Source organism: Ochrobactrum sp. AN78, from assembly GCF_029909885.1.
In the GTDB taxonomy this organism is placed as follows: domain Bacteria; phylum Pseudomonadota; class Alphaproteobacteria; order Rhizobiales; family Rhizobiaceae; genus Brucella; species Brucella quorumnocens.
Map to the genome: position 1 here is coordinate 539,128 of NZ_JASAMU010000001.1, position 17,676 is coordinate 556,803.

The following is a 17,676-nucleotide window of genomic DNA, read 5'->3' on the forward strand; positions in this document are numbered from 1 at the left end:
TGGTTGCTTTCGGGTTTTCTGATATCAATGGTCGGGTGTGTTTGTTCACGCCCGTCCATGACATGAAACCAAGCATGTAGAGCTAAATCGATTAAGCGCTTGAGCAGAAAATCTTTTTCCCGTTCTTTCTGTAATGGAGGCCTCTTTCTCTTGCGGAGAGTGGGGGACTTTGACAAAAGATTTGCATAATGTCGCTATAAGTAGCGACACTGGCGTTATACGAACGCAGCAACGTAATTCAAATTCGGGACTTTGTTCACATGGCTAAGAATGCAGAACAGCAACCTCATGGATTGGCCCATGGACTTGATCGTATTCTGACGCTTGAGCTGGTTCGCGTTGCCGAACGTGCGGCGGTTGCAGCAGCCCGCCTGCGTGGACGTGGCGACGAAATGGCTGCCGATCAGGCGGCAGTTGATGCCATGCGACAGGAACTGAACCGCCTACCAATTGCCGGTACAGTCGTGATCGGTGAAGGCGAACGCGATGAAGCGCCAATGCTTTATATTGGTGAAGAAGTCGGCACCAAGCAGGGGCCTGACGTTGATATCGCGCTCGATCCGCTGGAAGGCACGACGATTTGCGCAAAGAATCTGCCGAACTCGCTGGCCGTTATTGCCATCGCTGAGAAAGGCAACCTGCTTTACGCACCAGATGTTTACATGGAAAAGATTGCCGTTGGTCCGGGCTATCCTAGGGGCGTCGTCGATCTTGATGCGTCGCCGACTGACAACATCCATGCTATTGCCAAGGCAAAGGGTGTGAAGCCACACGAAATCACGGCTTGCATCATGGATCGTCCACGCCACGCGCGACTGATTGAAGAAGTGCGGGCAACTGGTGCCTCCATTCGGCTGATCGGCGATGGCGACGTTGCTGGTGTGATGCACACGACCAACCCCGATGAAACCGGCATCGATATTTATATCGGTATTGGCGGCGCGCCAGAAGGCGTGCTGGCGGCTGCGGCACTGCGTTGCATTGGTGGCCAGATGCAGGGACGCCTTCAGCTCAACTCCGATGAGAAGATCGCGCGCGCAGCCAAGATGGGTATTTCGGACCCCAAAAAGATTTATACGATGGAAGAAATGGCAAAGGGCGACGTATTGTTCGCAGCAACCGGCGTAACCGATGGCAATATGCTTTCGGGTGTCAAGTTCGCTCGTGACTATATCCAGACGCATACAATCGTCATGCGCTCAAGCTCGCAGACGGTTCGTGAAATCAAGGCAAGACATCAGGATTTGTCTAAGTTCTAAATTACTCAAAGTTTAATCAATAAAGGCGGCATTGCAAAAATGCCGCCTTTTGTGTCTTTAAGAAACCATGACAACAGAACGCTTTTTTCTTGGTATCCGGAATTCTGTCACTGGCCAGAAGTGGATGGACCGGCTTGGCCCCCGTGAAGCCAATATAGCTCTCGCGATAGCCCAACATCACGGCATTTCCGATCTTGTATCGCGCGTTCTTGCCGGACGCGGCGTAAGCGTTGAGGGAGCGCCGGAGTTCATCGATCCAAGTTTGCGCAATCTCATGCCCGATCCGGCTATGCTCACCGATATGAATAAGGCTGCCAACCGTATTGCTGACGCCATAATGCGTCGCGAAACTGTTGCGATTTTCGGCGACTACGATGTGGATGGTGCATGCTCATCTGCATTAATGGCGCGGTTTCTCAAACATTACGGCATCACACATTCGATCTATATCCCGGATCGCATCTTTGAAGGTTATGGGCCGAACCCAGATGCCATGCGTGAACTGGTTGCGAAGGGCGCAACGCTGATCGTGACAGTCGATTGCGGCACCAACAGCGCGCCGTCGATCACAGCTGCAAAAGAGGCGGGCGCCGATGTTGTCGTCCTCGATCACCATCAGGTCGGTGGCAATCTGCCAGAAGATGCGGTGGCGATCGTCAATCCCAATCGTGAAGATGATATTTCGCAGCAGGAGCACCTTTGCGCTGCGGGGGTCGTGTTTCTTACTCTTGTTCAGGTTGCGAAAGTTCTGCGCGAACGCGGAAAAGGTGCGGGGCCGGATTTGTTAGGGATGCTTGATCTGGTTGCACTTGCAACGGTTTGTGATGTGGTGCCGTTGAAAGGCGTCAATCGTGCCTTTGTGGTCAAAGGTTTGTTGGTTGCACGCAGTCAGAGCAATGCCGGACTGGCAGCACTTGGCCGTGTGTCACGTATCGGCGAGCCGCTCAACGTCTTCCATCTAGGCTATCTTATTGGCCCGCGTATCAATGCGGGTGGTCGTATTGGCGATGCCGGACTGGGCGCGCGCTTGCTGACGCTTGACGATTCAACTACCGCGGAACCGATTGCGGTTGAACTCGACCGGCTCAATCAGGAACGGCAGGCGATGGAAGCTGAAATGCTGATCGAGGCCGAAGCGGAGGCTTCACTTGAGATTTCCGGCGGCGCGGGCGCTTCAGTGATCGTGACTGCGAGTGACCACTGGCATCCCGGCATTGTTGGTCTTCTCGCCTCCCGTCTTAAGGAAAAGGCGCGCCGTCCGGCTTTCGCTATCGCCTTCAATGCCAATGGCACGGGCTCCGGTTCGGGACGCTCCATTGCGGGATTTGATCTTGGGAGGCTTGTTCGCAACGCGGTCGATAAGGGGTTGCTGATCAAGGGCGGTGGTCATGCCATGGCCGCTGGCATTACCATCGAGCGCGGCAAACTTGGTGCACTTCGGGCGTTTCTTGAAGAAGAATCTGCGGATATCGTTTCACGACTACGCCAAAATCAGAGTCTTTCCATCGACGGTGCAGTTGCGGCATCGGGTGCCACAGTCTCGCTCTATGAATCCTTGCAGAAGGCAGGACCTTTCGGGTCGGCGCATCCGCAGCCGGTGTTGGCTTTACCGCATCATGTGTTGGCAGATGTGCGCGGCGTGGGGCGTGATCATGTTCGGGTCGCGCTGCGTGGCGCAGATGGAAAGCGGGTCAATGCAATCGCGTTCAGAGCTGCTGAGGGCGATCTTGGACGGTTTTTGTTCAATAATATCGGCCAGAGCGTGCATGTTGTTGGCAATCTGTCGCTCAACCATTGGAATGGCTCGGTGACACCTCAGATTCAGATTCTGGATGCTGCTGTGCCTACAGCATAACTCCTTAAACCTGAAACAGCTTAAGGTAAAATTATGCTGTAAGTTTAAGCATTTAGAACGACCTTTGCGCGCCCAAGAGGGCGCACGGCGCTCTATTTGAAATTTCTCCATTTTTTTGACTTCACACCCTTGTGAACAGCAGGGGTGAATTCCCATATGATGTCGGACTAAAACATTCAGTGATCGTTCTAGTAAAATGAAATCGCTGAGACCGCTCTGATTATTTTTACGCATTATCCTACGCAAAAACGCTTCGCACTTTTTGCTGGAAATGCTCTCTTGGGAGATACTTATGCCGGGTTCCGGAAACCGCTTGACCAAACTGACCGCTGCAATGGTCCTTGGCCTTATAGCCTCTTTTGCCGCTGTTGATTTCGCCGAGGCTCGCCGTGCTGGTGGGGGCGGTTTTGGTAGCCGTGGTGCGCGTACTTATCAGGCGCCAGCGCCGACACGTACCGCGCCAAACAACGCAGCTCCAATGGAACGTTCAATGACGCCTAACCCAGGCACGAACACGCAGGCTAACCGACCTGCGGCTGGCGCACAGAACGCGGCCGCTGCAACGCGTTCAGGCGGCATGTTCGGCAATTTCGGCCGTTCCATGCTTGGCGGACTGCTTGTCGGTGGTCTGATTGGCATGATGCTCGGTAATGGCCTTGGTGGTCTTGCCGGCATGTTTGGTCTTCTTCTGCAGGTGGCCGTCATTGCGCTGATTGCGATGTTTGTCATGCGCATGTTTGCTAACCGTCGTCAGACGGCAGCTGCAAGCGCGGGTAATGCTGGTGCGAAGCCTTTTGGCGGCGCGCAGCCTTTCGGCGCTGCGAAGAGTGCGGCGCCACAGGCAGGCGTTGCTAGCCGTACGCCGTCGGTTAATCCGTTTGAAGCCAAACAGGCTGAAATCCCGGCGGCACCTGTCGTTGAAGAAGAGCCAATGGATGTTGGTCAGGAAGAACTCGACCGCTTCGAGCAGATGCTTTCGGAAATCCAGACCGCCTATGGCCATGAGGATTATGCAGCTCTTCGCAAGCTCGCAACCCCAGAAGCCATGTCTTACCTCGCTGAAGAGCTTGGCGAGATCGCTTCCAGCGGGATGCGTAACGAAGTTAAGGACGTGAAGCTGCTTCAGGGTGATGTTTCTGAAGCCTGGCGTGAAGGCGACGTCGAATATGCGACGGTCGCTATCCGCTATTCGGCCATCGATGTCATGCTTGACCGCAACACGGGGGCACTCGTTGAAGGCAATCCAGATGAGCCAGTTGAAAGCGTCGAAGTCTGGACCTTTACTCGCAAGGACGGCGGGGAATGGCAGCTCGCAGCCATTCAGGGAACTGAATAAGCTTAGTTACAGCGGTTCCAGTTAAGGCTGAATCTTTGGACCCGCTGTAACTATTTGTTTTTACGCATTATCCAACGCAAAACCGCTTTGCACTTTTGCTGGAAGTGCTTTATTGCAAAAAAAGGCCCGGTCGAAAGACCGGGCCTTTTTCGTAATTACCAGCTGCCAATATTTTCAGCGGAAGCCCATGGCTCCTGTGGTGCAAGGCGCTCGCCTTTTTGGATCAGCTCAATGGAAATGCCATCTGGAGACTTGATGAAAGCCATATGGCCGTCACGTGGCGGACGGTTGATGGTGACACCGGCGTCTTTCAATTTCTGGCAAGTCTCATAGATATCATCGACCGCGTAGGCGAGATGACCGAAATTACGACCACCGCTATAGGTTTCAGGGTCCCAGTTATAGGTGAGCTCCAGCTCTGGCGCGCGTTCTGCTTTGGCTTTTTCCTTATCGGATGGAGCGGCAAGGAAAATCAGCGTGAAACGGCCTTTTTCGTTTTCGGTGCGGCGAATTTCTTCAAGGCCAAACTTGTTGACATAAAAATCGAGCGATTCATCAATATCGCGAATTCTAACCATCGTGTGCAGATAACGCATAGTTTTCTCCTGGTTCATATGCTGACCCGGTCACAGAAGTTCAACGCATTCCCGGAGGAATGGTTCAGCTCAAGTCCCAGTTCATTTTGCAGAGCATTTAAGAGCGGTTTTGTGGATAGGCTGCTTGTGGGAAAACACAAGTAAACAAGTTGTCGAATTTTACTGCTGCCATATGTTTTTGATTGTGTTGTTGACAGGGCAATTTTGCATTTGAGAAATTTACGAATTAACGATGAAGGCACAAAGCCTGTGGTCATCCTCAAGACAGCATAAGTTTAGGCTTGCCGCATCCGGTTAAGGAAGTGTTATTCTTTGGTCAAGAATCAGGTCAGAATCGCAACGGAACAACAGAGGAGGGGCGAGCGCATGGCGGACAAATCTGTGTCGAGTGACCAGTTTCGCAGTCAGGCCTCCTCAGAAGAGCTAGGCGAACTTATTGAAGTGTCCGGCCACATTAAGTGGTTTGACGTTGCAAAGGGCTACGGCTTCATTGTTCCTGACCAGCCGGGTCTTTCCGATATTCTGCTGCATGTCACTTCGCTTCGCCGCGATGGCTTCCAAACAGCGCTTGAAGGAGCGCGCATTGTTTGTGAAGTTCGCAATGGTGACCGTGGCATGCAATGCTTCCGTGTTCTTTCCATGGATACGTCGACCGCTGTGCATCCAGCGCAGATGCCGCCGCAGCGCACGCATGTTACAGTTACGCCGTCCAGTGGTCTGGAACGTGTTATCGTCAAGTGGTTCAATCGCACTAAGGGCTTCGGCTTTTTGACACGCGGTGAGGGCACCGAAGATATTTTCATTCATATGGAAACACTACGCCGTTTCGGAATGATGGAACTGCGCCCCGGTCAGGTTGTCCTGATCCGTTTCGGCAACGGTGACAAGGGCCTTATGGCCGCTGAAATCCATCCGGATATCGGCACGGCGATTCCCGTTTCGCACTAATTTGACTTTCAGACGATGTCACAAGCCGGTGATGCCAGTGACTAAGCAGTGACTGGGCCTTGCCGCGTCTGGGCCTGATTGGTAATGTCCGCCGCTCAAACGCACCATTCGTGATTGTCTGTCAAAAGACACTCAACACGAGCATGTAGGACAAGAGCAGGTAATGGGCCGCATTCTTTTCGCATTTGCATTTATTTTCTTTGCGTTTTCCACCCAAGCGCAGGAAACCAAGCCCATACATTTGCCAATGGACAAAGAACCACTCACCTTCATGACCTCGAAAGGCAAAGTGTCATTTGGCTTGGAAGTTGCTGCGACGGACGAGGCGCGGATGCGCGGGCTGATGTGGCGCACCGACTTCCCAAAGGATCGAGCCATGCTTTTCGTATTCGGTGAAATGCGCAGTGTTATGATGTGGATGCAGAACACGCCTTCGCCGCTGGATATGGTTTTCCTTGATGACACAGGCCATGTATCCTCGATTCATGAAAACGCTGTCCCGTTTTCCGAAGATATTATTTCTTCGCAAGGGCCGGCGGCTTATGTCGTGGAACTTCTTGCCGGTACTGTTAAACGGATCGGAATCAAGCGTGGTGACAGAGCGATCCACACAGCTATTTGTGGCGAGTGTCGCAGCTAGATTTTTCTAATTTTGCTGGAAACCCTCTAATTTGTTGTTTCTGTGCGAACCGCTTCGCATCTTTGCGGAAATGATTCCGACACCACGCATCTAAAAATCAAAAGGAATACAAAATTGAGCGCGCTCGATATCGAATATTTCGAACATGATGGTTTGCGTCTTGCGTATCGTCAGGACGGAGAAGGCGATCCGATCTTGCTCATTCATGGCTTTGCGTCCTCAAGCCTTGTCAATTGGGTGTCGCCCGGTTGGTTTCGGACGCTGACCGAAGCCGGATATCGTGTCATTGCGATAGATAATCGTGGGCATGGGTTTTCAGCGAAAAGCCATGAAGCCGATGATTATACGCCGAGCGCTATGGCGAGCGATGCGGCAGCGTTGCTTGACCATCTGGGCATCGAAAAAGCGCATGTGATGGGGTATTCGATGGGGGCGCGCATCAGCGCGTTTCTTACAATCGAGCATCCTGATCGTGTTCGTAGTGCTGTATTTGGGGGGCTTGGCATTGGAATGGTGACAGGTGCTGGCGATTGGGAGCCGATTGGCGAAGCATTGCTTGCTGAAGACCCATCGACGATCACCCATCCGCGCGGACTGATGTTCCGTAAATTTGCCGATCAGACCAAGAGCGACCGGATTGCTCTGGCGGCTTGTGTCATTACGTCTAAAGAACTGGTTTCTGCCGAGGCAATTGCGCGCATCATGCAGCCGGTCCTTGTAGCTGTTGGTACCACTGACGATATTGCAGGAAGTGCACAGGAACTGGCCGATATGCTGCCAAATGGCCAGGCACTCGATATCCCGGACCGCGATCATATGTTGGCGGTGGGCGATAAGGTCTATAAAAAGGGAGTCTTGGCCTTTCTTGAAGAAAATCCTCTTTGAGCCGATACGGTGGATTTCATTCAATTGCGTTAAACTGAGCGATAAGATTTATGCGGTGTAAAGGCACGGCATTTTGAGATATGTTATCCGCTGAACTCACATTGCGATGCAGGCAAACGGGCAAGGGGAGTGTTCAGACGCCGCATTGAGCAAAATTGGAGCATGCATAATGTCAGTTCGTACGAACGCGAAAGTATCCCCTTCCTTGGGGCAGGTTGATCCGATCTGGCACTCTGTCCGCGCCGAAGCGGAGGAAGCTGCCAAGAACGATCCCGTGCTTGGAACGTTTCTTTACGCAACGATTATCAACCAGTCGACGCTGGAAGATGCTGTGATGCATCGTATTGCAGAGCGTCTGGGACATGCGGATGTAAGCGCAGATATTCTGCGCCAGACCTTCGATGCAATGTTAGAGGCAAACCCGGAATGGTCGCATATCGTGCGGGTGGATATTCAGGCGGTTTATGATCGTGATCCGGCCTATAACCGTTTCATGGACCCGGTTCTTTATCTCAAAGGTTTTCATGCGATCCAAACGCATCGTTTGGCGCATTGGCTCTATAAAGAAGGGCGCAAAGACTTCGCTTATTATCTGCAAAGCCGCTCGTCTTCTATTTTTCAGACGGATATTCATCCCGCTGCGCAATTTGGCAGTGGATTGTTCCTTGATCATGCTACCGGACTTGTGGTCGGTGAGACCGCGGTGATCGAAGACAACGTCTCGATCCTGCATGGTGTTACCCTTGGTGGTACAGGCAAAGCCAGTGGCGATCGTCATCCAAAAATCCGTCACGGCGTGCTGATCGGTGCAGGTGCCAAAATCCTTGGTAATATTGAAGTAGGAAACTGCTCAAAGATAGCGGCCGGCTCTGTTGTGCTGAAATCTGTTCCACAGAATGCTACCGTTGCAGGTGTGCCTGCGAAGGTGGTCGGTGAAAGCGGTTGCTCTGAGCCTTCGCGTGTCATGGATCAGATGTTGAGCGAAGCTGCGTTCGGCGAACACATGTTTGGCGAAGGCATCTGATGCCTTATTGACCTGCTAAATTGTGAGAATTGCCAACCGCTGGTTTTTCAATCCGAGCGGCCTATATCACGCTTAGCGGTTCATAACTATTCGTGCATGGGCACATCAGCTCATGTGTTAGTGCTTTACATCACATAAGGGCGGGTGCATTAAACCGGCCTCAAATCAATCTCAGGAGAAGCCGGTTGAAACCCGAAGAACTCAAGAAACTCGACGCATATTTCAAGCGGACTTTTAACAATCCTGGCCTGCAGATTAAGGCGCGTCCACGCAAAGACGATTCCGCCGAGGTGTATCTGGACGATGAATTCCTGGGGCTCGTCTACAAGGATGAAGACGAAGGCGAACTTTCTTACAACTTCTCGATGGCCATTCTCGACGTGGATCTCTGAGATACGTTGCGATGAACAAGAACGCCCTTCCTGTTTTACAGGGAGGGCGTTTTTTGTTGGCGTAAAGCCGCATTTCGTTCTTACGATAAATAGCGCATCTTGCTTCGAGATTTTGTAATGGAGGAAAGCTCATGCCAATTTATGCGTATAACGGTCATCAACCGGAATTTGTCGACCGAGCCAGCAACTGGATCGCACCGGACGCGACGCTGATTGGCAAACTTGCGATCGGGGAAAATGCTGGCTTCTGGTTTGGATCCGTTTTGCGCGGTGATAATGAGCTGATCAATGTGGGAGCGAACACCAATGTGCAGGAACACACCATCATGCATACCGATATTGGTTTTCCGCTTACGATTGGCAAAGGCTGCACCGTCGGGCACCGAGCGATTCTGCATGGCTGCACGATTGGCGAAAACACCCTGATTGGTATGGGTGCAATCATTCTCAATGGCGCGAAGATCGGTAACAATTGCCTGATTGGCGCTGGCGCGCTTATCACGGAAGGCAAAGAGTTTCTGGATAATTCTCTGATCGTTGGATCGCCCGCCCGCGTTATTCGGGAGCTTAATTCTTCAGCTATTGAGAAACTGAAACTGTCCGCACAGCATTATGTCGAGAAGGGGCAGTCCTTTATGCGTGGTTTGGAGCCCGTATAAATAAAAAAGAACGGGGAATGACGACCCGTCCTTTTCTTCATTAGGTTTATCGAAATCAGTTGCGAATGCTACTTACAAACTGATCGCTACCATTCTTGATCGACACCCATGCACCAGTATTGGCTGTGGATTGGCGCTTTAAGAATGTGTAGTCGGTTTCGTTCCAGATGCGCACACGCTTATCGAGATTGTCGAGAATGAAATCGCCGCGATCGGTGCGTACGGTCAGGACTGCATGGCCTTCACCATTTGGCTGACGAACAACGGTCATCAACAGTGTGTTGGCCGGAATACCTAGTGTCAGCAATTCACGGCGCTTGAGCAACATGTAGTCATCGCAATCGCCGGCAGTCGTTGGGTATTCCCAATATTCCTCTTTTCCCCAGACTTCCATGTCGGTGCGCGGCATGATTCGTTCGTTTACGCTGGCGTTAACGGCGATAATTTCTTGCCAGACTTTCTGATTTAGTGTGAGGGGCGCGCTGTTGTTGCTGGTGATCTTGCACTCGGCTTCGTGACGATCGCAAAAATCATAATGCCCGATTGGCTGCGAAGTGCGTTCGCCGGTTGGCATCCAATGCGAGCTTGATGCCGGGTTTGCAGCTTGTGCGAAAACCGTTCCCAAAAGGATCAGCATTGCTGCGATGATTGTCTGCTTTGTCATTCTTTTTGTCTCCCTGTCGGAAACAAGGATGCGTGCAAGACTTTGAGAGCGGGGAAATTCAGACGCGAAAATGCGAATCTAATTTGAATAAAACTGCACGAAACTCAGCAACGGTTTGTTCAGAAATAGCGCTATATGAGCCATAATAGCGCTATTTATGGCGTTTTGATGCCGACAAGGGCTCCAAAATCAATTTGCTAATCCGTAACCTTAGTGCGTGTTTACCTTTTAACACGCGCATCTAAAAGGTGCGTCAGGCTTTGCCACCGGTAATGACGCGCAGAGCGGGAATATCGCGCGTCGGCACCGGCGTTGCCCAGCGACGGGTGCTGCTTGCGGCATTTGTGCCGTTCATGGTGACAACTGATGGCTTGCGGATTTCCTGTATCACGACGAGATCGGGCGCCAGCGGTTCGATGCTGTTGAGGTTACCCAGTACCAACGGATCTGCCCCGGCCCAGGCGACATCATTGAGCACAGAGATGCCGCCGAGCAGATTGAGCCTTCCGCCGTCACTCGATTCGAGCGGAGCAAGCAGCATTTCAAAAGACAGGCTGCGTCCTGAAAGGCTTATTCCATCGTTCTGACTTAAAGCGGGTACCAGCAGTGAATTGATGTTGCGCGCCAGTTCATTCAGGGCAGGGCGGTTGCGCTCCGGCCATAGTGAGAGAAAACGAGTGGTCTTCAGTTCTCGTCCGAACAGCGCGCAGATGCGGGTGCCTGCCAGGCGGAATATCAACTCACCGTTTTCGTCTTCTTCGAGAAAAAACAGATCCGACAAATGACGTCCGAGTTTGCGCGGCTGGACAGATTCGCGCTGCGGCGCACGCAAGCTGCCGCTCTGACCCAGAGCCAGTCGCTGCCATTCGCTGAAGATTGCGATCGTGCTGCGGTTTTTCATTTTGCGCTGCTTGTTGCTCTCTGGCCGTTCGTCTGGATTTGCGGGCAGTGCCCGTCGATCAGCGCATTAAAATAGTATTAACGAGCAAGATGCCAGCTTAACCCTTTGTTCATCCACGACGTGCGCTTGTTAAGGTTAATAAGAAGTAATAGTTGCAAAAGTTCTTTTATAGCAGTTTGATGAGTTATCAGAAGAAGTCATTGTCTTGGTTGGCTTTTTCCTGATCTCCAGATTTTGTCTCGCAAATATCAGACATTTGCGACAAGGCCGTGCGGGACCCTCCGGCGGCCTTTATTTTTAACGAATTGTCACTTATCAAGAATCCCAACATCTTAAGATGTGCAATCAGCGCATCCGGTCTCTAGAGTATTTTCAGTTTAAGTTGAGCCGTGAGAAATGCTCTATATCTTTGTATTTACGCGCATCTTGTTCCGAAAACCGTTTCACACTTTTCGGGATGCGCTCTAGCAGATGGAAAGCGGCAATTTATGAATACGCCTCAGCCTGAAATGCGCGGAAATGCCAATGATTCGAGACGATTGGGCGGTGGCGAGCCGATATTCAACATACCGAGCGTCATTCTCGCATTGATGGCTATTTGCGCGGGCGTTTACATTTATCAGAACTACATTATCAGCGAGCAGCAGAATTATGAGTTCATGCTGAACTTCGCTTTGATTCCAGCGCGATTCTCATTGGCAGGCGGTTTTTCCGATCCGGCAGCACTGTTCACGCTCATCAGTTACTCTTTCATGCATGGTGGTTTTGCCCATATTGCGGTCAACATGATCTGGTTCGCGGCTTTTGGTTCTCCGCTGGCAGGACGTATTGGCACCGGTCGAATGATCATCTTCTGGATTTTGACATCGGTGATTGCGGGGCTGACGCATTATGCCATTTACCCCGAAAGTGTAACGCCGCTTGTGGGGGCTTCCGGGGCGATTTCCGGCATGATGGGCGCTGCTGCACGTTATGGATTCCGCCGTGTTGGTGCTGGACGCCGATCAGAATTTGCCGGGCCGGTTTTGCCGATTGGCCTTACGCTGACATTGAAGCCCGTGCTGACCTTCGTAGGAATCTGGTTTCTGATCAATATTTTTACGGGACTTTATTCGACCGGCGGGGCTGATTTGTCGGGCATTGCCTGGGAAGCGCATATTGGCGGATTTATTGCTGGGTTCTTTGGCATTTCATTGCTGGATAAGCCGCGCAGCTACGACGCAGTAATCAGGCGCTGACCTGATCCCTCCCTATTTAGTCCGCTTGCAAAGCATTCATTGAAAGCGCACCATCTTGGGAACACAGCTGGAGGAGCTGCGTTAGAATCATGCGGCAGAGCCGCAAGATAGATTGCTGAACCTTGGGAGGGACTTTGGCATGACTGTTAGATCGATTCTCGAGACAAAGGGCCGGGATGTTGTTGTTATCGGTCCCAATGACACGCTTTCACATGCTGTTGCTGTCCTGGCTCAACGCAAAATCGGTGCCTTGGTCGTCTGCGATGAATCCGGCCGGATAAAGGGTATTTTTTCTGAACGTGACGTGGTGCGCGCTATTGCGTCTATGCAGGAAAAGATCGCGGACCGGCTGGTGTCTGAGTTTATGACCACAAAAGTACAGGTATGTCGAGAACATCACACCGTGAATCAGGTGATGGAAATAATGACCCGCAACCGATTTCGCCACATGCCTGTCGAAGAAAACGGCAAGCTTGCAGGAATCATCTCCATTGGCGACGTTGTGAAACGGCGCATTGAAGATGTGGAGCGCGAGGCAGAAGATATTCGAACCTATATTGCGACCGCATGAATTGGCGAGATACAGCTATCAAAACATTATCTGGAGCGTATGAAACGCTCCAGATAATCGAGTTGGGCTGATTTTTTATGAAGGGCGGCGCGCGCGCAGATAGCGCTCGGCCGCGTAAAGTGAAACGGCGGCCGCATTGGAGACGTTTAGCGACTTGATTTCGCCTGGCATGTCGAGCCGTGCCAAAGCACTCACTGTTTCGCGGGTCTTCTGACGCAATCCCTTGCCTTCAGCGCCGAGAACAAGGGCTACGCGATCACCGGAGAGTGTCGATTCCATTTCTCGCGGCCCTTCCGAATCAAGGCCGATGGTCATGAATCCGAGAGAATGAAGTTCTTCGATGGCGTCTGCCAGATTGCGCACTTCGATGTGAGGAATCAGTTCGAGCGCTCCAGACGCAGCTTTCGCCAGCACGCCGCTTTCCTGCGGGCTGTGACGGCTTGTTGTGATCAGTGCGCCAGCACCAAAAGCCACAGCCGAACGAATAATCGCGCCGACATTATGCGGATCGGTCACCTGATCGAGAACCAGCAACAGCGGGCTTTCTTTCAGTTCTGACAGTTTCTTAGGCCGAAGCGGCTGCGCTTCAATCATAACGCCCTGATGCACGGCATCGGAGCCTGTCTCTTTGTCGATGTCTTTTGGTTCGACGATTTCAACAGGGAAGGGCAGAGTTTCCGCTTCGCCAATTTCAAGCCGAGCGAAGCCATTGCGTGTGGCGCGCATACGCAGAATGTTGCGCGCGGGATTCTCCACTGCAGCGCGTACGGTGTGCAGGCCGTAAAGACGGACTGTTCCTTCCGCTACACGACTTGCAGGTATCGGAGCGCGCTGCGGCTTGTGCGGAGCCTTGCCTTCTTGAACAGCCTTATGATCGCGATGTTCGCGACGCAGGCGCGCATAGTGAGAATCTTTTGGGGTACGGGGAGAGTTTTGATCGTTCATGATGCGCTTATATCCTGTCCACAGCAGGGAAGATAGTTGGATAGCAGTTAAATGAGCCCGGAAATTTGGACGCCCAATAGGCCTTAAGCCCTGATTTCCGGCGGTTCTGCCTGAACCTCAATCGGCTGTCACCTGCAACTATTGGAAGGATATGCATTCTTTTCACTTTTACCCTGTTGACAGGACGAGCGCATATCGGCATAAGCCCCCTCGCAGAACAACGGAAGGCCCACACAGCCCACTAGAAATTCTGCAGAAAATGCCTAGTTACTCGACTCTGCTGATAGTGATATTAGGAGGAATGCCCGAGCGGTTAAAGGGGACGGACTGTAAATCCGTTGGCTAAGCCTACGTTGGTTCAAATCCAACTTCCTCCACCACTGTCGGATAAGAGTTTAGAGTATGCGGGTATAGCTCAATGGTAGAGCAGCAGCCTTCCAAGCTGAATACACGGGTTCGATTCCCGTTACCCGCTCCAGTTTTCAAGAGCGGATAGGCGTGTAAGGAATCATCGACGGGCGGTTCGCCGTTCCGTTTTGGCATAAATGCCGGCCTGAAAGTCTGTTAGATTTTCGTGCTGGCGCTCGAGCGGTTCTAGAACAAAGAGAACAACGGCGATGGCAAAGAGCAAGTTTGAACGTAATAAGCCCCACGTAAACATCGGCACGATTGGTCACGTTGACCATGGCAAGACGTCGTTGACAGCAGCAATCACGAAGTTCTTCGGTGAATTCAAGGCATACGACCAGATCGATGCTGCACCAGAAGAACGCGCTCGCGGTATCACCATTTCGACGGCACACGTTGAATATGAAACTGCGGCTCGTCACTATGCACACGTCGACTGCCCAGGCCACGCTGACTATGTCAAGAACATGATCACCGGTGCTGCACAGATGGACGGCGCGATCCTGGTTGTTTCGGCAGCTGACGGCCCGATGCCACAGACCCGTGAGCACATCCTGCTCGCTCGTCAGGTTGGTGTTCCTGCGATCGTCGTGTTCTTGAACAAGTGCGATCAGGTTGACGATGCTGAACTTCTCGAACTCGTAGAACTCGAAGTTCGTGAACTGCTTTCGAAGTACGACTTCCCAGGCGACGAAGTTCCAATCATCAAGGGCTCGGCTCTTGCTGCTCTGGAAGATTCTTCGAAGGAACTCGGCGAAGACGCAATCCGCAACCTGATGGCTGCAGTTGACGACTACATTCCGACGCCAGAGCGTCCGATTGACCAGCCGTTCCTGATGCCAATCGAAGACGTTTTCTCGATTTCGGGTCGTGGTACTGTTGTTACCGGTCGTGTTGAGCGCGGTATCGTTAAGGTTGGCGAAGAAGTCGAAATCGTTGGCATCAAGGCCACCGGCAAGACGACTGTTACCGGCGTTGAAATGTTCCGCAAGCTGCTCGATCAGGGCCAGGCTGGCGACAACATCGGTGCACTGGTTCGCGGTGTAGGCCGTGACGACGTTGAACGTGGTCAGGTTCTCTGCAAGCCAGGTTCGGTTAAGCCACACACCAAGTTCAAGGCAGAAGCCTACATTCTGACCAAGGACGAAGGTGGCCGTCATACGCCATTCTTCACCAACTACCGTCCACAGTTCTACTTCCGTACGACTGACGTGACCGGTGTTGTTACCCTGCCAGAAGGCACGGAAATGGTTATGCCTGGCGACAACGTTACCGTTGACGTTACGCTGATCGTCCCGATCGCAATGGAAGAGAAGCTCCGCTTCGCTATCCGTGAAGGTGGCCGTACCGTCGGTGCAGGCATCGTCGCTTCGATCATCGAGTAAAGAATTTGACTGGCGGTACTGCCGCCAGTCTGGCATCCTGAATACCAAATAGGGGTATAGCTCAGTTGGTAGAGCGACGGTCTCCAAAACCGTAGGTCGCGGGTTCGAACCCTGCTGCCCCTGCCATTTTAAACGAGTGTTCATGGCTTGACTATGAACGCTCGTTTTCTGTATTGTAAGTAGAGTGTCATGCGCCCTCCTGGGTGCACAAAGCACGATGATATAGGCGGAATTTCGTGCCTATTCGATATGCGCTTGAGTTCGTTTTGATTTGAAACGGTCTCGATACGAGATCGGAGAAAATAACTTTCTGCCGGAACTTGTTGGCCGGGCAGGGAGGGGCGCTACCGCCAAATTATACGGATGTGTAATTGAATGGCTGGTTAAGCGAATTTAGCAAGGATCGGTTATCTCCGATAAGCCTGTATGGTATTCTTTTAACCAATGGGCTTGTTTTTTTTGAGAATCGATTCTATGTAACGTCAACAGACACGCGGTGCGTGGGGCTGAATCTTCAGCTTTGCGTACCGTATACGCGTGGGTTCCCGTTTTTGATTCGTTTTTGGGTCGGAAATGGTGGTTCACCAAGCAAATAGAGTGGCAGATGGCATCCAAGACGAATCCGATCACCTTTTTCCAGCAGGTTCGCGCCGAAACGGCGAAAGTAACTTGGCCTACACGGCGTGAAACGATCATCTCCACGATCATGGTGGTGGTCATGGCGTTTCTGGCTGCTATTTTCTTTTTTCTTGCCGATCAGCTTATGGCCTATGGCGTAGAATTTATACTTGGCCTTGGCCGCTAAGCAGGATTGGGGAGTTACGAGATGACAGCGCGCTGGTACATCGTTCACGCCTATTCCAACTTCGAAAAGAAGGTGGCCGAGGACATCGAAATCAAAGCTGCTCAGAAGGGGCTCTCCGGCCTGATCGAGCAGATCGTTGTGCCTACCGAAAAGGTTGTTGAAGTTCGCCGCGGCCGAAAGGTCGATGCTGAGCGCAAGTTTTTCCCGGGTTATGTACTTGTACATGCCACGCTGACTGATGCTGTGTTTTCTTTGATTAAGAATACGCCGCGCGTGACTGGTTTCCTTGGCGATTCAAAGCCTGTTCCAGTTTCTCAGAAGGAAGTCGATCAGATTCTGAACCAGGTTCAGGATGGTGTTGATCGGCCAAAATCATCGATCACGTTTGAGATTGGTGAAAACGTTCGCGTTTCCGATGGTCCGTTTGCTTCGTTCAACGGTATCGTTCAGGAAGTCGATGATGAGCGTGCCCGTCTCAAGGTTGAAGTTTCCATCTTCGGGCGTGCTACGCCTGTGGATCTTGAATACAGTCAGGTCGACAAGCTCTGATTGTTTGCCCGCAAGGGTGTCCGCTGTCAAAAGTGGAAAAGGTGGAAGGATAGGCGGCTTAGCCGGTCGCTGATTTCGCACCACCAAACTGCCAGTCAGTTTATCTGACGTCAGTCGAGAGCCGGGTTTTCCGGCATTAATCGAGAACGCCGGTTTCCGGTATTTTTATGAAGGCAGAATGCAATGGCTAAGAAAATTGCAGGCCAGCTGAAGCTCCAGGTAGCAGCAGGTGCGGCCAATCCATCGCCTCCGATTGGCCCAGCATTGGGTCAGCGCGGCATCAACATCATGGAATTCTGTAAGGCATTTAACGCTGCCACACAGGAACTGGAAAAAGGTTCGCCGATTCCAGTCGTGATCACATACTACCAGGACAAGTCTTTCACTTTTGTGATGAAGACTCCTCCGGTAACCTACTTCCTTAAGAAGGCTGCCAACCTCAAGTCGGGCTCAAAGGCGCCTGGCAAGGAAAAGGCAGGCACAATTGCGCGTGATAAAGTTCGCGAAATTGCTCTTGTTAAGATGAAGGATCTGAACGCATCTGACGTGGAAGCGGCAATGCGTATGATCGAAGGTTCTGCCCGTTCGATGGGCCTGGAAGTGGTGAGCTAAGACC

General features: G+C 52.0%; 19 protein-coding genes and 3 tRNA genes. 18 read left to right on the plus strand and 4 right to left on the minus strand.

The genetic code is table 11. The features are described from left to right. The first annotated feature begins 260 nt into the window (after positions 1-260). From glpX to QBD00_RS02550, 3 genes are all read left to right on the plus strand, one after another. On the plus strand, positions 261-1,259 hold the full coding sequence (gene glpX, locus QBD00_RS02540) for a class II fructose-bisphosphatase (RefSeq protein WP_095446840.1): 999 nt from the start codon (positions 261-263) through the stop codon (positions 1,257-1,259). 67 nt (positions 1,260-1,326) lie between these two features. Then, positions 1,327-3,114, plus strand: coding sequence for a single-stranded-DNA-specific exonuclease RecJ (gene recJ, locus QBD00_RS02545; RefSeq protein ID WP_318578582.1), 1,788 nt, complete (start codon positions 1,327-1,329; stop codon positions 3,112-3,114). 292 nt (positions 3,115-3,406) lie between these two features. After that, on the plus strand, positions 3,407-4,450 hold the full coding sequence (locus QBD00_RS02550) for a Tim44 domain-containing protein (RefSeq protein ID WP_318578583.1): 1,044 nt from the start codon (positions 3,407-3,409) through the stop codon (positions 4,448-4,450). Positions 4,451-4,605: 155 nt separating this feature from the next. Here QBD00_RS02550 and gloA read toward each other — a convergent pair whose 3' ends face one another. Next, on the minus strand, positions 4,606-5,046 hold the full coding sequence (gene gloA, locus QBD00_RS02555) for a lactoylglutathione lyase (protein WP_095446837.1): 441 nt from the start codon (positions 5,044-5,046) through the stop codon (positions 4,606-4,608). Between the two features lie 366 nt (positions 5,047-5,412). Here gloA and QBD00_RS02560 point away from each other — a divergent pair, with 366 nt between their 5' ends. From QBD00_RS02560 to QBD00_RS02585, 6 genes are all read left to right on the plus strand, one after another. Next, on the plus strand, positions 5,413-5,994 hold the full coding sequence (locus tag QBD00_RS02560; RefSeq protein ID WP_095446836.1) for a cold-shock protein: 582 nt from the start codon (positions 5,413-5,415) through the stop codon (positions 5,992-5,994). A 163-nt stretch (positions 5,995-6,157) separates the two neighbouring features. Next, positions 6,158-6,634, plus strand: coding sequence for a DUF192 domain-containing protein (locus tag QBD00_RS02565; RefSeq protein WP_095446835.1), 477 nt, complete (start codon positions 6,158-6,160; stop codon positions 6,632-6,634). Between the two features lie 114 nt (positions 6,635-6,748). Then, positions 6,749-7,519 carry an alpha/beta fold hydrolase gene (locus QBD00_RS02570; RefSeq protein ID WP_095446834.1) on the plus strand — a complete coding sequence of 257 codons (771 nt, stop codon included), beginning with the start codon at positions 6,749-6,751 and terminating at the stop codon, positions 7,517-7,519. A 169-nt stretch (positions 7,520-7,688) separates the two neighbouring features. Further along, positions 7,689-8,543 (plus strand): serine O-acetyltransferase, encoded by an 855-nt coding sequence (gene cysE, locus QBD00_RS02575; protein WP_264231106.1) that lies wholly within the window; start codon positions 7,689-7,691, stop codon positions 8,541-8,543. A gap of 185 nt (positions 8,544-8,728) precedes the next feature. Next, positions 8,729-8,935, plus strand: a complete 207-nt coding sequence (locus tag QBD00_RS02580; protein WP_095446832.1) for a DUF3126 family protein — start codon at positions 8,729-8,731, stop codon at positions 8,933-8,935. A gap of 131 nt (positions 8,936-9,066) precedes the next feature. Next, positions 9,067-9,594, plus strand: coding sequence for a gamma carbonic anhydrase family protein (locus QBD00_RS02585; protein ID WP_318578584.1), 528 nt, complete (start codon positions 9,067-9,069; stop codon positions 9,592-9,594). 55 nt (positions 9,595-9,649) lie between these two features. Here QBD00_RS02585 and QBD00_RS02590 read toward each other — a convergent pair whose 3' ends face one another. Next, entirely contained in the window at positions 9,650-10,258 is a 609-nt protein-coding gene (locus QBD00_RS02590; protein ID WP_318578585.1) for a transglutaminase-like cysteine peptidase, read from the minus strand. Between the two features lie 253 nt (positions 10,259-10,511). Continuing rightward, positions 10,512-11,159 (minus strand): PAS domain-containing protein, encoded by a 648-nt coding sequence (locus tag QBD00_RS02595; protein WP_318578586.1) that lies wholly within the window; start codon positions 11,157-11,159, stop codon positions 10,512-10,514. A gap of 488 nt (positions 11,160-11,647) precedes the next feature. Between QBD00_RS02595 and QBD00_RS02600 the strand changes: the two genes are divergently transcribed. Both QBD00_RS02600 and QBD00_RS02605 read left to right on the plus strand, forming a co-directional pair. Beyond that, positions 11,648-12,397 (plus strand): rhomboid family intramembrane serine protease, encoded by a 750-nt coding sequence (locus QBD00_RS02600; RefSeq protein WP_318578587.1) that lies wholly within the window; start codon positions 11,648-11,650, stop codon positions 12,395-12,397. 139 nt (positions 12,398-12,536) lie between these two features. Further along, entirely contained in the window at positions 12,537-12,968 is a 432-nt protein-coding gene (locus QBD00_RS02605) for a CBS domain-containing protein (RefSeq protein ID WP_095446827.1), read from the plus strand. A gap of 75 nt (positions 12,969-13,043) precedes the next feature. Here QBD00_RS02605 and rlmB read toward each other — a convergent pair whose 3' ends face one another. Further along, positions 13,044-13,913, minus strand: a complete 870-nt coding sequence (rlmB, locus tag QBD00_RS02610; RefSeq protein WP_318578588.1) for a 23S rRNA (guanosine(2251)-2'-O)-methyltransferase RlmB — start codon at positions 13,911-13,913, stop codon at positions 13,044-13,046. Between the two features lie 295 nt (positions 13,914-14,208). On the opposite strand from rlmB, the gene QBD00_RS02615 reads away from it, so the two are divergent. From QBD00_RS02615 to rplK, 7 genes are all read left to right on the plus strand, one after another. Beyond that, positions 14,209-14,293 (plus strand) — tRNA-Tyr (locus tag QBD00_RS02615). Positions 14,294-14,317: 24 nt separating this feature from the next. Then, positions 14,318-14,391: transfer RNA gene (locus QBD00_RS02620), tRNA-Gly, on the plus strand. Positions 14,392-14,530: 139 nt separating this feature from the next. Beyond that, the gene (tuf, locus tag QBD00_RS02625; protein WP_095446817.1) at positions 14,531-15,706 is read left to right on the plus strand and encodes an elongation factor Tu; all 1,176 of its coding nucleotides are present in this window, start codon (positions 14,531-14,533) and stop codon (positions 15,704-15,706) included. A gap of 50 nt (positions 15,707-15,756) precedes the next feature. Continuing rightward, positions 15,757-15,832 (plus strand) — tRNA-Trp (locus tag QBD00_RS02630). A gap of 478 nt (positions 15,833-16,310) precedes the next feature. Next, positions 16,311-16,511 (plus strand): preprotein translocase subunit SecE, encoded by a 201-nt coding sequence (secE, locus tag QBD00_RS02635; RefSeq protein ID WP_095446825.1) that lies wholly within the window; start codon positions 16,311-16,313, stop codon positions 16,509-16,511. A 21-nt stretch (positions 16,512-16,532) separates the two neighbouring features. Then, the gene (nusG, locus tag QBD00_RS02640) at positions 16,533-17,060 is read left to right on the plus strand and encodes a transcription termination/antitermination protein NusG (protein ID WP_095446824.1); all 528 of its coding nucleotides are present in this window, start codon (positions 16,533-16,535) and stop codon (positions 17,058-17,060) included. Positions 17,061-17,243: 183 nt separating this feature from the next. Next, the gene (gene rplK / locus QBD00_RS02645; RefSeq protein ID WP_007875441.1) at positions 17,244-17,672 is read left to right on the plus strand and encodes a 50S ribosomal protein L11; all 429 of its coding nucleotides are present in this window, start codon (positions 17,244-17,246) and stop codon (positions 17,670-17,672) included. Positions 17,673-17,676 lie beyond the last annotated feature (4 nt).